Genomic DNA, 14,218 nt, shown 5'->3' with positions numbered 1-14,218 from the left:
CGCCATTTGTACAATTGTTTATCATGTCGAAGTAGGATAACTGTGCTTCGAGCAATATCCCATGCAAAGTTCAAGGTGGTCAATATCATGGCTCTGCGACGGTGGCCGCCACCTATGGCATTCAGTGTGTTCATGGCCACTGCCTTGTGTTCAATTTCTTCAATTGAATGCCAGGTCCATACCTGACGAAAATGCGGGTGCATGCTGTCCAGCAATTCAGGGTGAGTCAACATGTGTTCGGCAAAGATTGCTGTCACATGTTCCATGCTGGCTGTGACACACAACCATCCACGATGTCCTAGTTTTTGTTTGGTCCATTCTAGTTTTTTCAGTGCCAGTAGTTCCAGGTATTCAGCAGGTAGTCCTTGAGCCGTCAACCAGGTGTTGTACTGTTGATGCACATAGCGATGCCAGTTCTCTTGTTTGACAAACACAGTCACAGCCGCAGCTTCATCAGGATCAGTCACATGATCTCGGTAGTGTTTTACACTGTCAATAAAGAACTTCTCACCGTGTGGGAATGTGATACTGAGTGCGTTGAGCAAGTGAGTCTTGAATGGGCTGTTATCAAAATAGTATTTTGGTAATGGCTGAGACCAATCCAGTCTTAGTTGATGTTCTTGAAACATGTCAGCAGTTCCATTTTCTCAGGGCCAGGGCCTTGCGTGTGGGCTTGCCATTGGGCTTTTTCATTGGGCCTTTTACTCCGCCCATTCTGGCACAAAAACTCTTTCTGCGCTTGGCTGCTTTTGAGCCAGGCTTGAGTTTTGACGGCTTTGTGGTCACTGCTGTCTGCAGTTTTGATCCGGGATTCTCTCTGCGGTAGCTGGCCACACCTTTGGCGTTGAGTCCGCCCTTGGCGCTCTTGCCTTCTTTGCGACGCCAGGCTGCTGTTTCAAACAGTTCGTGATCGTCCACTGATTCAAAGTCTTCCCAGATTTGTTCTGAGTCCACACCATGTGCTTGAGCCAGACTTTCTACCATGTCTTCGATCAGGTCAAACTGCTGCTCCATTGTGAGTTCTTCCTCAACAGGCACACAGTTGGGCACCTGGCGGCCACTTTTGTTTTTCATGCCCTGTTGCTGATAACCGTCCCAGCATTTTTCATCCAGCTGTGCTTCCGCCACACCTTGCTGACCTTGTTTAGCAAATGTAGACCCGCTAATAATTTTTACTTTAGCAGGAATACCCAAAGCCAATGCGGCGTATAATCTTGTTCTACCACCAATTACATAAGTTCCAGTGGCTAATTTTAATAACACCGGTGCTTCATAATTTCCAGATTCAACAGAGTTGATTAAACCGCTAACATTATACCCACGCTGTCTACCTTCTCCTGCGTCACGAGCCTGCATTATTTTAGCATATTGTTGAACCGCATCTGGTCTGCCACTGATTTGTTGAATTGCTTTTAATGTTTGGACATCATTACCTTTATTAGCAAGATTTTTTAATTTAGGAATACTTGCGGCAGGCAGTTGCGTATCTGGAGTAGCATCAATCATCAATGCTATTTGTTTAGCCGTAGTGTCGTCTTGTGCTAATCCTAATTGTTTTACAAATTGTTGTATTTCTGGAACAGGTTGACTAATCAATTCCCACGCTTCCTCATACGCTGATTCGTTTAAGGAGTCCTCCGTTACACCTTCTGATTTGTTGCCATAGTTGGCAGCACCTTTTTTGCGACACTGTACCAGGCGACCTGATGCATAGGCTGACGGCCATACTTTTGCTGAGGCCTTGACCTTGTAGTAGCAGGCATCTTTCTTTTCCATCAGGTCTGAATACTCCACCAAGGGTCCACCACAGTGCGGACACTTGTGTTGTGATTCTGTAATGATATCATTTATGTTCATTTGCGTACTTCTCTAGTTACATCTGGCCACCAGTCAGGATCAGGGTCCAGTCGGTTTTTGTACAGTCGTTTGATACGACTTTCGTATTCTGCTTTGGAGCCTTTGATTCTGCCCGAAACCACATCCAGCACATAGTTCAGGGTGACTGCATTTGCACTCAGCGTGGCACAACGAGCTGATACTTCATTTTTGAGCAGATCCAACAAGATGCTTTCTGATGATTCTGCCAACACCCGCACAAACTTCTTGGGCACATGTAAATCTATGGTGCTGTACACAAAATCATGGTGCGGTGCTGGACAACAGTGTAGAATGTACTCGTCCATGACTTCAATGCGCTTGAATCCATCCTTGTCGTACCATACAGCACGATTATCAGTGATTTCATCTGGTGCACCCAGTTTTTTGGTCAGAGCAGCCACAAACTTCTTGGGCTCGTCATTGCGCCAGTCAAGTGTGGAATTTCGTGATTCGTTTAAAATGTGTTGGATCAGCATGTGATATTTATTCCTTGACCCAGAACCCCACTCGGTCTCCGCTGGGACTGTTGTACCAGCGGGTGCCCGCTGGTTGTGGAAAAGGCCGGTCTCGCCACACAGGATATATGATATTGCCGGCATGATTGCTGAAATCATCGTTGTAGCGCAGATGTATTTCTATAATGTGATTGTCCACATACTCTACATTGACCCATTCAGCAATTTGGCCTAGATCCTGCAGCACCAGCGGAAACGCCACAGTGTCAGTGATCTTTTGCCAGCGACAAAAACGGTCCAATCTGTTGGCATCGTCACGGAATCCTTCCACCGCAAGATGCTGTGTGCCCCAGTGAAAGTCCACTGATGTGTGTCGGCCTTCAAAACATTCTGACCAAAACGATCCATCCGGTACTGAATCAGTGTCAGCAGGTGTGAGCCATAATTTTTTAGCACCGCGACTCATCATGCGAATGTTGGTTATGGGACGCACAATGTACCAGCCCGGTTGGGGCACTGGAATACCTGCGGGTGCTGCTTGATAGCCCAGTTTGCGGGCCAGTATCAGTTTGTCATAGATCCACAAGTAGTCTACGGGACACTGTGCCCAAACATCTTTGTCATCAATGAACATGCTCATTTGGTCTTGACATTGATGGCCTTGCCTGAACGATTGGCGTCAGGGTCTTGGCGTCGTTTTCTTGCGGCTGCACTTGCACGACCTTTCTTGCCCAGGGCCTGTGCCTTGGCTCTTGGCAAACACTTGGGCTTGCCTTCAGATTCTGAACCTCTAGCACAGTCACCGCGTATTTTGCCGTCGGGCCCAAAGCGTACCCATTTGTCCTTGAACCAGTCTCGCAGATTTTCATTGACGTCGGTGTTGGCATGTGCCTCACACATGCCACAGTCTTCACACACCATTTCCATCACAGTGGCATCAACAGATTCGTTGTTCTTGCGTTTGCCTGCACAATGGGCCTTTTGGCTGAAGCCTCGGGGATGGCTGCAATTGATGCTTTTTTTGTATTTTGGGCTCCACTTTTCAGTAATAAATTCATTGGCTCTCATTTGACTGGCTCCGCTGCACGATTGTGTGCTTGTATAAATGGTGCAGGAATCACACAGGTGTTGTCGTACTTGACAACTTCGCGATCCACGTACTGCACAATGTCTTGGCCACGGCGAGTAATATACTCAGTTTTCTTTACGACTCGAGTTTCTATTTTGACATTGGCGTCTTTGGAGGCAGCTTGAGCCACCATGATCTGTGCTTCGAGTTCGGCCACACGTTCACGCCAGGTCTGCTCTACTGCAAGTCCACCGCGAAAATACACGCCCACAACTAGCAGTGCGATACCCAGGACTTGTGCAGGTATTCGATACTGATTGATAACAGGAATTGATTTTATGAAAAAGGCCGTAACAGTCAATGCAACACCCGCTACAAGCAGGCCATTACAGAACCACAAGATCACGCTGTCTGGGAGAAGGTGCAAGATAAACATATATGATATTTATCGCATATAAGTACTTTATGAATGTTTTGATCCTTACACCTGATCGGGTGGGTAGTACTCTACTGCAAAGATTAATCACAGTGTATATGCTGGGCAACAATTTTGATCAGCCTGTGATCAATTTACACGAACTTACCAATGGAATCATGCGCTATTATAGTCCGTTGTTCAAGTGCGAAGTTTTGACCAAACCCAATCTCTGGGGATACCATCAATCACTGGATCAAGTCACTGACCTGTTGTCATCAGTCAAGCATTACAAAACAGCTCGTCTGGCACATTACCATATAAAAAGTCGTGGCGACAGCATGGCTCAACAAGTGCCATTTTATCAGTATCTAAATGACAATTTTTTTATTATTTCAGCACGTAGGCAAAATCTACTAGAACATGCACTAAGCTGGTGTATCAAGGTGCATAGTAAAAAACTCAATGTGTATTCTCATGCAGAAAAAGTGGACACGTTTTACGACTTGTACAAAAATCCTATTACCGTACAAGCCGAAGGCATGACTACATATTTAAATAAATATCGAAATTATCTTGCCTGGGTAGATAATCATTTTTCAGTGGGCAGTTATTTCAATTATGAAAAAGACTTGCCTCAGATTGAAAAGTATATACTGGACTTGCCTATATTTAATAATTCTCCACGACTGGGTTGGAAAGAAACGTTTGGTCAGGATTTTGAAACCTGGAATAGATGCCATTACCTGCTGAGTGATCTTAGCGGAATTAGTCAACAACTTGATTATGCTGCGCCTTTGAGTCTGGATCACAATGCTGCCAATGGCATGTCAAAATTTCAACTGCAACCAGTTGAAAAAACTCAAGTGACCAGTAGCCTGAATTCGCTGGACCAAAAATATCTAATAGATCACGGAGAGAAATACACCGCTACATACAAATCTCTTGAACAATTAGTTGAAGATAAAATTCTTGTTACTTCGGTGCCTATTAAACTGCAAACCATGACAGAAAAACAATTGATAATAAAGAATTTTTCAGAGTGCGTTGATTGGTACAATGAGTGGTCTTTACGCAATGGCCTAGGCGAAACTTATACTCACGAACATCTTGGTGTGTCTATGCAAAAAGAACTAATGAATTGGCATGCAAATTCTATAATTGCTGCATCAGCTCATGCGCCAGGCATTGAGCAGTAAGTATATCATAATGATGTCCGTCACGAGCTCGATCTAGCATTCGCAAATCAGTAACCACACAGTATCCTTGCTGTGAACAATATTGTTCTATTTGTGTTTGTGTAGCATGATTGGGTGCGTAATTGGGTATAAAACTATGTATCACTGGTAGTCCCAGTTGTTCTACACTGTGTATAGCGTCTATTAGATTTTCAACATCTTGTTTGGGAGTGGCATCTACATCAAACTCCAGCCTGCGTTCTTCATCTCGAATCTTTTCACAATCATATCTGAACCAATATTCACGTACTAGGTCCAGGTGCTGAGTTTTTATTTCTTGTTTGACAGCATCTGGCAGTAACTCAAAGTCTCGAAAATGTTTGCACTCAGACCAAGACTCGTCACGTATGCTATTATAGAATTTCTCCCAGAGACGGTTGACCAACGGCTCTACTGCCCAGACTGGTAATTCGCGACGATGCAAATAAGACCAGTGTACTGCAATTGCTCCTGGACGAACATTGGCTGCTGATAATTCCTGTATCTTACGGGCAATCCAGTTGTTGCTGGCTCCATTCATTCCAATGTTTATAGTGCGTATTCCTGATTGTTTCTGCAATTGCTGGGTCCAGGTGTGTGCATGTGTGCTGCCGAGGCCAACTGTAAAACTATCACCAAAGCACCATATAGCTTGGCCAAGATCCTCGGGCCATTCCGCGTCGCGATACCCTCTACTGTTATATTTGTACACAACAGGCCATGGATATGATCTGTAATGATCAATGTCAACACAATGTTCAGGACTATCCATGCCGGATTGTGTAGCAATGAGATTACAATATGCTGGCAGAACAAAGCTGGGTAAAATCATGCAAGACCCAGGCTTTTCCTTATGGCTGTGCCTGATATACTGGTGATAGCTTCGTCAAAGATTTCTTCTGCATGTGTATACCCCACGCCGCGCCCCCAGCCAATATGCACTATGTTGGGCACAATTTGTATTTCATACTGTCCCTGATATAGCGGATCTAGATCTCTTTTTATTGCTGCTCGCACTTGATCAATGGCAAAAGGATTTGACCCTTGCCAGCCCTGCACATCACGCACTTGAATAACCACTTGCCCTGTACGAGCTATCAGTCTTTCAAACAAGGCACGATGTCCTGCATGCCAAGGCTGCCAGCGACCCAGCATCTGCACAGTTTCTTGACGCCAGTCAAACATGGGTCTGCGACGATTTTCAAGAATGTGTTGTCCAATGAATTCTGCCCATTTGTCTGCGTCTTGTTCTGTGACTCGGAAATCATATACCGCAGGTTCAACAAAGGCTCGGTTGGTATCTTCAAATCGACCAGCCGCAATGGTATCTACCCATATGCACCAGTCTGCTTTGAAGTTGTTGCGCTGTTCCACTAGCGGTGCCACAAAGTCACAGATCACATAGTCACTGGTGCAGCTGAGTGCAAAATCGGCCATTCTGATGCTCTGACGTATGCGTCCTTCACGGCTGAAATCCCAGTCATTGAATCTTTTGCGAATGTCGTCAGCATTGAACCAGTCCACTGAGCATGAATATTTGGAAGGCGCCATTTCCATATTGATCATTCTGCTCATGGGCATGTGTCGAATACTGCTGTTGGTTTCCAGGAACTTTTTTAAGGCTGTGGCCAGAAATGTTTTACCTGCTCCGGGCAGGCCCATTATGAGAATTCGTTGTGTCATGTTATTCCTATTTCTTTCTGTTTGAAGTGTGGTATCCTATTATTTACTGGACATCTCATACTAACTGTATAATTTTGCTCACAAAATAACTAGCAGTTTTAACACCATAATGACTCATATCACGACCCCAATCCATAGTCGCAAATGCTGGCACAAATTTAGCACCTGTTTGTGCTAAATGTTTTTCAATCACTGGTATTTGATCCTCCGGAGCAAACCTAGGAACAAAACTGTGTATTACATTGATATTGTGTTGCTGTGCTAATTGTTCAACACAATTGATACAGTCAATCGTATTTTGCGTGTCATCTTCTGTTGTGGCGTTTTCTGAATAATGAAGAAAACGGTCCTCGTCGTATATGCCATCATTGGTGCAATCAAAGTTAAATTTTTCTTTGTCGGCATCATAATGTATTTCTTTTATTTCTTTTTGCATATGTAGGGGCAAGGTATGAAAATCCTCAAACTTTATACCACTGGGCCAGGTTGCATCTTTGATATTGTTGTAGAATTTTTTCCAGACTGAATTAATTAAATTGTCTAAAATTAAATCTGGTTTCTCTCGACGGTGTGTGTAACTCCAGTGTATTACAATAGTAGCAGGAATAATTTCAGTTAAAAGATTTTGAATTTTCCTAGTCATCCATTCATTGCTTTGTCCGGCCATACTTACGTTGATACAACGTTGATCTAGTGACTGTTCTAGCAGATAAACCCAGTTGTGTGATATTGGGTTGCCAATGCCCACAGTCTGGCTGTCGCCAAAGCACCAAACACACTGCTGTAATTGTTCAACGGTGTCAGGCCATTCGTGATCTCTAAATCCTCTGCTGTTGTGATGGTAGGTAATTGGGTCCAAAAACGCATTATAATGATCAATGTCAGCACACGATGTTGGCGAATCAATTTGAAGTTCTGTCGATTGTGCATTGCGGAGACTCCACCACAAAAAATTAGGTAATATCTTTGTCATTGCCATTTCCTTGACGTATGTTGTGCTGAATCATCTGTGGGATGAAATTCCACTGGCTTAGAATATTTACTATTAGTATTCATTTTTTAGTTTTTGCATTAAAATCTGGCAGCAGAGTCTGACTCATTTATCTTTTTCACAACTAAATCGTAAATTATCTTGTTACCTTGGTCAGTATAATGATTCATAAAACCGTTGTGTTTTTTGAATACCCATTCAAGGTTTATCATATTATCAAATTGATGTAACTTGTCCCAGGGAGAATGTACAACATGCAAAATTTTTCCTGTAACAGTTGTCAATAAATTTTGTATTTTTTCACAGGTCATTGCATGCACAAATTTTGCATATTCTAAATCAAAATAGTTTTCATAATAATCAACTATAGAACTCAATGATTTATCATTTTTTGCGTGTTCCAGAATGTCGGTGTAAATTAAATCACTATTTTTGTGCAGTACATCGTTGTAATGCACAGGATGAGTTTTAACATATATACGGTTGGGGCTGGTATGTGATACCAAGATTGTGCTAAATTTGTTTAGATCAACCGAAAGCAACTGTTGATATATTTTGTATTCGCCGCAGCCGGGTTGTGCAAGATTAGTTACATCAAAACATTCGGCCAATTTATTAGGCCAACCCCACCCAGGATATTTAACAGTCCAATCTGCAGCAAAACTATCGCCGCAGATTAAAAGTGTGTCATGCATAACTCAGGTGCCGATCCTTGCAGCCCATTATGAGAATTTGTTGTGGCATTATGTGTGTTTCCTTGAAGCGTGTCTTGCTAGTTCATCTGTTGGTTGTGCGCCAACAACGCCAAAGTATTTGGCATTGGTATCATCTGCTAGTATGGCTGTGATTCTGGGATCATTGACCGCAATGGGAAAATTCAACTGGCGCCCAATGGATTCCAGATACTTGTGCCCATAAAGATGCAGTAATTCATAGCTTAAAAATACAGGTGCTGCTAGATTGTCAAATTCTTTGAGTGACTGATCCAGGGTCACTGCACCACGCACTCGAGTCTGTTGCATACGCACAATGTTTTGATCGCGACCTAGTACACCAAAAATTACTCGGTGACCCAGGTTCTGTACGCCACGCACAAAGCTCTTGAAGTCTGGTACTGTGACAGTGCCATTATTCATGTAAGGCACACTCATTGACGTCACAAACCAGTCTGCTTGTCGCCAGCTCATTTCATTCAGTCTAGCAGGATCCTGCCAGGCCTGTGCAAATGGCTCTTGGTCGTGACCAATCCAGTGTGTGTCCAGCAGGGCACGCCATCCCAACACCTGCGGATGTAGGGCAAATATCTTTGACCATAAGTGATTGCCTGCACCTTGCGGGCCTGTTAGTATTAGTAGTGTTTTCATATGGGATATGTGACCAAGGGTCCTGCCTGCTCCAGCAGCTGGTGTGTCTTGGCAGTTTTAAGTCCGGTAATTTGCAAAACGGGTCTCATGCTGCGGCTAGCATTGGCAGTGGCATGCGGAACATTGGCCCAGTCAAACACATGCACATCGCCTGCACGCCATCCAGAGTAGGTGGTTGTGCCGTACAGATAGAACTGTCCGGGTTCCCAGTCGGTGAGCATCACACTCATACGGACCACACGCTCAGGATCGTCGGGGCAGCGTTCTTGCAGCTTGTCAATGTGCAGGTTGAACATCTGTCCAGGCTGCTGAAAATGCATGCGAATTTTGGCATCTTCTAGACCAAAGTAGTTGCTTATTTTTGTTAGTGTAGGAAACGGGCTGATGTCAAACACAGCATCAGTCAGTTGCAGATCAACCGGTGCTCCTGTGTTACGCAGATCATTCTGTTCCTGTGCCAACATGGGACTGACTGTGTCATCATCATTGCTGTAGAATTTGCGAGTGGCCCAGGTAATGGGCTTGCCCTGTGCCTGTTGTACTTCCGCAGTCCAGTTGCCCACAAAACGGCCCAGCACCTGAAACCATTCTCCAGCTTTGTCAACTCGACGATGGTCAAAGTGATACCGGCTGTGATCCACACACCATTGCCAACTGCTGTCGTAATCAGCTTGATTTTTCATATTATCTTTACCTTTATGTCTGCTTGTGCGTAGTTTTGTGCGTACTGGTCTAGTGGTGGATCCAGTGCCAACACTTGTGCCAGTTCTAGATTGCTGTAAACATCATGTCCAGTCCATTGATTCATGCCAGACTCAATTGCCTGATTCTGCGCAGAAATGATCCGACTCATTTGTCTTAGATTTTCGTAGTATTTACTGTAGTCAGGATAGGTGATGTCGAAATGTCCGCACTTTACCCACCAACCCAGGCAAGAATCACTGCTGCGATGAACCAGCACAATGGCACAGTCAGGCCACGTTCGTTTAATGAATTCCAGGTGGTGCGCAAATACATGACTTTTGATGATACGAATGTCTGAGCCTGAAAATGGTCTGTCGAATTCTGTTTCACATTGTTCCTTGGTGTATTGATCTAGATTATCAAAGAAATCCCCAAATTCCATTCCGGGATCAAAGTATGCGCCCAGATGCATTAGTTCCATTTTGCCACTAGCATCGTGATAATAGGTTCTAGCATCTGAATAATCGCTGCGATCAATGCTGGCACTGTGATAGATGTTCTTTACCACACTGCTCCATTTTGATCCCGGAGCTCCGGCCACAAAGATATATTTCATTCCTTGGTCAAGTCAATTCGACTCAGCACCGGAATAAAGGCAGCACGTAGCTCGTCCATTTGCCGTTTTAGTCCTGCAGGAGTCAATTCAGATTCTTCATAGAATATCACCTGACCATCGGCCCATTCTTTGTACTCTGCAGAACGCACCGCAGCACTGAATTCACGTTGATACCAGCTCACCACAGCAGAGTCTGCACCCGGGGGCAATTGGATACTCCAGGCTGCATATACATTGATACCAGGTGCCACAGTATTCAGCAGCGGCACAGCAGGAAACTGTGGCATGCGGCGGGTGCCGGTGAATCCAATGGGTTTGACCTTGCCTGCGTCGATCAGGGCCTTGGCCACTGCAATGGGCAAGATACCAAATTCAGTACCTTGTGTGCCATCATAACTGGCCACGCTGGTCACAGCAGGCATGGGTCCGTTGAACTTGATTGCTTTGACTTGATCTCGATTGCCTCGGCCCCGATCCATCAGATATTCAAATGCAGTTCTATGCGCACCGCCGCCCACAGCCACGCTGATGGGTGCTGTGGTAGTACGAATCAATCGCACAAATTGTTCAGGTGTGTTGATGGCACTGCGCACACTGGCCACTAGTACCAGGGGACTTTTGCCCATGGTCAGCACATCCACAAAGCTGTCGTACTTGTATTTCTTTATGGATTTTTCCCAGATGTCATTGGTAACATAACTGCTCATGTGGCTGGGTAGATTGATGGTGTAACCGTCGGGCGCAGATTCCAGCACCCGGTTGTTGGCAATCACGCTGTCTGCACCGGGAATGTTCTGCACCACAAATACCACAGTGGGATTGGTTTTCTGCACAATTGCTGCTAGTTTTCTAAAGGCAATTTCGTTGCCGGCACCCGGGGTGTTGCCCACAATCACAGTAACAGGTCGAACTGGCTCCCAGGCCCAGACCATTGCGGGTACCAGTAACAGGGCTAATAATAATTTTTTGATCACTTGTCTTCTCCTTAAATATAGTATCAACACAACAAAATATTTAATTCTGTTGTAAAATTCTACTTTATTTATAAAAATTTCTATGAACACTAAAATTTTCTCCCTTCTTGTAAAAAATTTAAACCTGGCTTTTCCACTGGGCAAGCATGATCAGATCAGAGTCAGTATCGGTGCTGATACTGTGGTAGATGCCATGCCCTGGACGCCTGCACGGTATCGCAAGTTTCGAGATGCTGTGGCTGCTGAACTCAGCTTGCCCTGTGAATACTGCGGCACCCTGCAGGAGATCTGCGATGATCTCAACGAACGTTACACACACAGATTTTTTGCTGAAATCTGGAAGCCACGCACAGGAGACTATGAACACACCGGCTGGGAATTGGCAGAAGAAGTCAACCGCTTGAACTCTACAAGTGTGCTGGATGTGGGCTGCGGCTATCATCCTTTCAAAGGCCGCATACAGAATCTTGTGGGAATTGATCCTTACAATAACTGCGCAGATTATGAAGTGGATATTCTGGACTACCGGGTAAAGCCTGAGAGTCACGACGTGATCATTGCCCTGGGTGCCATAAACTTCAATTCACGTGCGGATATTGAATCACGTTTTGCGCACTGTGTGAGTCTGCTGAAGACTGGCGGCAAATTCTTTCTACGAGCCAATCCAGGAATCACACACAAGACAGGTCCTTATGTGGAAATCTTTCCCTGGACTTTTGAAGTGGTAAATGAATTTGCAGAAAAGTACAACCTGCGTCTGGACACCTTCAAAAAGGATGCCAATGATAGACTGTACTTTGTGTATACCAAACTGTGATTTTTAAAGAATGCCAGCAGCGGCTTGTATGGCCCGCATGCCCGCATCACGTTGATAGATGTTTTTTGTGGTGATTCCTGCTGCCACACGCATTTCGTTTAAGTCACCTTCTGTGCGTTCACGATACTCGTTGGGAGTCAAGGGCACCAGTTCAGCAAATGTTTCTGGGCTCCAGTCGTGCCGCTTCTTTTTGTACACCATGACCCAGTCACTGGACTCATACTCTGTGAGTGTGCCCAGGTCGTCTAGAATTTCTTCAATCTGTTTGGGTGCGGCATTGCGTCTGCGCATTTCAAGATACACCAGATAACGGTTGGGTTTGATTTCGCCAGGGCTGGTATCAGCATCCAGTACAAAATCATAGCCCTTTTCAAACCAGCTGGTTAGATCCTTGGCAGCTTGGCGATCACGCACAAAAAAGCTCACCACAATCACGTCAGAATCTTCGCCCATTTTGCTGCTGAATTCGTCAATATGAATTGTGGGCTTCATTATGCCCTCTAGGTCTTTGTAGCCCAGCCCTTCGTTAAGCTGCTGGGGGGACTGCTGTGGGTTGCTGAAGTTGTTGTTGTGCTGCATTTGCTTTGTCTTCATTTTTGTATTGATCCTGGTCAAGATCTTGTGCATAAGCATCATCTAGATCCTGCAGATCAATTTCTTCATCTTCTAGATCAATGGATCCGGTGCGTATGTCAGAAATCAAGTTTTTGGGTATCACAATCTCCACCAGCCAGACCTTTTTGGTTATTAATCGAGCAATGTGTGTGCCGCCTAGGTAGTCACTGGGTTCAGTGACCTTGATCGGGATTTTCATGTTGACTTTTTTGAAGTTTACGTCACAGTCAAATGGCAAAAGTCTGCGTCCGCCACGTGGGTCGGGCATGAGATTTTCGGGCCACATGAATATGCAAGTTACCTTGTATCTGCCAATATCGGGACCTTGCACCAGTTCACCGCGATCCCAGTTGCGAAACGCATACACATCCATTTCGTCCAGCACACGCTCAAAGTCCAGCAAGGTCAACAAACTGCCCTCACTCAGGTAAATGTCGCGAATATTGTCCGCAACATTCCAGTAGTCTGTGTGATCTTTAAAGATATTTTCGTCCATACTTTATTTACCGAAAAATTAAATATAGTTGCAGTTTTTTAGCCCACATACCAAGCAGCGCCGTCGCTCCAGACTGGCATTGCATTAGCGGCACCGCCCACATAAAGGTTGCCAAATGTAACGCTGGTAGCATCAGTTACAAATGCTCTAGCACCTGCTCCTACGCCAGCTGCGGTTGGGATAGTACCTGTGACAAATGATCCAGTTTTAACTACTCCAGCAGTTGACACATTACCACCTGTGATATTGCCCGAAAGATCAATATCTCCCACTACATTGAGGCCATCTTCCACAGTGACAAAGGTTGAATCATCACTGGAGATACGGTTGATCACTAGATTCACAGCGTCTAGGGTGCCAGCAATGATGTTGCCAGCAGTGATATTGCCAGTGGTACTCACAGGATTTGATCCCAGTGCAGCCAAGTTGGCCACAACATTGGCGTTGCCGTAGCTTGATACAATGCCTGTGAGTTGTGATCCGTTGCCCACAAAGTAATTGCCAGTAATGTTGCCAGTGGCACTGACCACACCTGCAACATATGTACCGGTGGTGGCAAACACCGCCACGTTGGATACACCGCCAACAGTGATGTTGGCATTGCCATTTATGGTCTGTATGTCTATGCTGGTGGTGCCATTTTGAATTCGATCACCCAGAATGTTGCCACTTAGTGTGGCGTTGCCAGTCACGCTCAAATTGCCATTGATTGCCACTGTGCCCACAATCGACAGCGTATTTGCTCCAGAATTTAAATTTATCAAATAATCGCGATTGGTTACAAGAGATGACGACATTGCATTGGCCTTTAAAATAAGTAGATTTTATCTAACCTGGTATTTATTCAGTAAGATATGACCTGCTGAGCTTTGTTGTTAACGCCACAGCCTAATACTTAGTCCAATACTATCTGAAATCTCGGTGCATAGATCTTCAGTTGCAAA

General features: G+C 44.9%; 19 protein-coding genes. 2 read left to right on the top strand and 17 right to left on the bottom strand.

Annotated elements, in window-relative coordinates; all coding sequences use genetic code 11:
• From ABW391_RS16490 to ABW391_RS16465, 6 genes are all read right to left on the bottom strand, one after another.
• Positions 1–629 (bottom strand): metal-dependent hydrolase (locus ABW391_RS16490; RefSeq protein WP_353482995.1); only part of this gene is annotated, 629 nt, incomplete at its 3' end.
• Position 630: 1 nt separating this feature from the next.
• Complete coding sequence (locus tag ABW391_RS16485; protein WP_353482994.1) at positions 631–1,776, bottom strand: DUF6321 domain-containing protein; 1,146 nt, start codon at positions 1,774–1,776, stop codon at positions 631–633.
• 77 nt (positions 1,777–1,853) lie between these two features.
• Complete coding sequence (locus ABW391_RS16480; RefSeq protein WP_353482993.1) at positions 1,854–2,354, bottom strand: hypothetical protein; 501 nt, start codon at positions 2,352–2,354, stop codon at positions 1,854–1,856.
• Positions 2,355–2,361: 7 nt separating this feature from the next.
• On the bottom strand, positions 2,362–2,973 hold the full coding sequence (locus tag ABW391_RS16475; RefSeq protein ID WP_353482992.1) for a hypothetical protein: 612 nt from the start codon (positions 2,971–2,973) through the stop codon (positions 2,362–2,364).
• Positions 2,970–3,401, bottom strand: a complete 432-nt coding sequence (locus ABW391_RS16470) for a hypothetical protein (protein ID WP_353482991.1) — start codon at positions 3,399–3,401, stop codon at positions 2,970–2,972. The genes ABW391_RS16475 and ABW391_RS16470 overlap by 4 nt, the downstream gene beginning before the upstream one ends.
• On the bottom strand, positions 3,398–3,838 hold the full coding sequence (locus ABW391_RS16465; protein ID WP_353482990.1) for a hypothetical protein: 441 nt from the start codon (positions 3,836–3,838) through the stop codon (positions 3,398–3,400). The genes ABW391_RS16470 and ABW391_RS16465 overlap by 4 nt, the downstream gene beginning before the upstream one ends.
• Before the next feature lie 98 nt (positions 3,839–3,936).
• Here ABW391_RS16465 and ABW391_RS16460 point away from each other — a divergent pair, with 98 nt between their 5' ends.
• On the top strand, positions 3,937–5,016 hold the full coding sequence (locus ABW391_RS16460) for a hypothetical protein (protein ID WP_353482989.1): 1,080 nt from the start codon (positions 3,937–3,939) through the stop codon (positions 5,014–5,016).
• On the opposite strand, the gene ABW391_RS16455 is transcribed toward ABW391_RS16460, so the two are convergent.
• The 8 genes from ABW391_RS16455 to ABW391_RS16420 all read right to left on the bottom strand — a co-directional run bounded on the left by ABW391_RS16455 (position 4,973) and on the right by ABW391_RS16420 (position 11,346).
• Positions 4,973–5,866, bottom strand: a complete 894-nt coding sequence (locus tag ABW391_RS16455; RefSeq protein ID WP_353482988.1) for an SGNH/GDSL hydrolase family protein — start codon at positions 5,864–5,866, stop codon at positions 4,973–4,975. The genes ABW391_RS16460 and ABW391_RS16455 overlap by 44 nt on opposite strands.
• Positions 5,863–6,717 carry a nucleoside/nucleotide kinase family protein gene (locus tag ABW391_RS16450; RefSeq protein ID WP_353482987.1) on the bottom strand — a complete coding sequence of 285 codons (855 nt, stop codon included), beginning with the start codon at positions 6,715–6,717 and terminating at the stop codon, positions 5,863–5,865. Before ABW391_RS16450 ends, ABW391_RS16455 begins: the two co-directional genes overlap by 4 nt.
• A 55-nt stretch (positions 6,718–6,772) precedes the next feature.
• On the bottom strand, positions 6,773–7,690 hold the full coding sequence (locus tag ABW391_RS16445) for an SGNH/GDSL hydrolase family protein (protein ID WP_353482986.1): 918 nt from the start codon (positions 7,688–7,690) through the stop codon (positions 6,773–6,775).
• Positions 7,691–7,788: 98 nt separating this feature from the next.
• Complete coding sequence (locus tag ABW391_RS16440; protein WP_353482985.1) at positions 7,789–8,403, bottom strand: hypothetical protein; 615 nt, start codon at positions 8,401–8,403, stop codon at positions 7,789–7,791.
• Positions 8,404–8,451: 48 nt separating this feature from the next.
• Positions 8,452–9,072, bottom strand: coding sequence for a hypothetical protein (locus tag ABW391_RS16435; protein WP_353482984.1), 621 nt, complete (start codon positions 9,070–9,072; stop codon positions 8,452–8,454).
• The gene (locus ABW391_RS16430; protein ID WP_353482983.1) at positions 9,069–9,755 is read right to left on the bottom strand and encodes a hypothetical protein; all 687 of its coding nucleotides are present in this window, start codon (positions 9,753–9,755) and stop codon (positions 9,069–9,071) included. Before ABW391_RS16430 ends, ABW391_RS16435 begins: the two co-directional genes overlap by 4 nt.
• Positions 9,752–10,372: a hypothetical protein gene (locus tag ABW391_RS16425; RefSeq protein ID WP_353482982.1), complete on the bottom strand. Its 621-nt coding sequence runs from the start codon at positions 10,370–10,372 to the stop codon at positions 9,752–9,754. The genes ABW391_RS16430 and ABW391_RS16425 overlap by 4 nt, the downstream gene beginning before the upstream one ends.
• Positions 10,369–11,346 (bottom strand): tripartite tricarboxylate transporter substrate-binding protein, encoded by a 978-nt coding sequence (locus tag ABW391_RS16420; protein WP_353482981.1) that lies wholly within the window; start codon positions 11,344–11,346, stop codon positions 10,369–10,371. The genes ABW391_RS16425 and ABW391_RS16420 overlap by 4 nt, the downstream gene beginning before the upstream one ends.
• A gap of 82 nt (positions 11,347–11,428) precedes the next feature.
• Between ABW391_RS16420 and ABW391_RS16415 the strand changes: the two genes are divergently transcribed.
• On the top strand, positions 11,429–12,163 hold the full coding sequence (locus ABW391_RS16415) for a class I SAM-dependent methyltransferase (RefSeq protein ID WP_353482980.1): 735 nt from the start codon (positions 11,429–11,431) through the stop codon (positions 12,161–12,163).
• Positions 12,164–12,166: 3 nt separating this feature from the next.
• On the opposite strand, the gene ABW391_RS16410 is transcribed toward ABW391_RS16415, so the two are convergent.
• From ABW391_RS16410 to ABW391_RS16400, 3 genes are read right to left on the bottom strand one after another with little or no spacing between them, the layout of a single operon-like run.
• Complete coding sequence (locus ABW391_RS16410) at positions 12,167–12,757, bottom strand: hypothetical protein (protein ID WP_353482979.1); 591 nt, start codon at positions 12,755–12,757, stop codon at positions 12,167–12,169.
• Positions 12,690–13,274 carry a hypothetical protein gene (locus tag ABW391_RS16405; RefSeq protein WP_353482978.1) on the bottom strand — a complete coding sequence of 195 codons (585 nt, stop codon included), beginning with the start codon at positions 13,272–13,274 and terminating at the stop codon, positions 12,690–12,692. The genes ABW391_RS16410 and ABW391_RS16405 overlap by 68 nt, the downstream gene beginning before the upstream one ends.
• Positions 13,275–13,312: 38 nt before the next feature.
• Complete coding sequence (locus tag ABW391_RS16400; RefSeq protein ID WP_353482977.1) at positions 13,313–14,071, bottom strand: hypothetical protein; 759 nt, start codon at positions 14,069–14,071, stop codon at positions 13,313–13,315.
• Positions 14,072–14,218: the final 147 nt, after the last annotated feature.

Origin of the sequence: Haliscomenobacter sp. (assembly GCF_040403615.1) — a bacterium.
Classification (GTDB): Bacteria; Bacteroidota; Bacteroidia; order Chitinophagales; family Saprospiraceae; genus Haliscomenobacter.
This window is presented reverse-complemented; position numbering and strand designations above follow the sequence as displayed.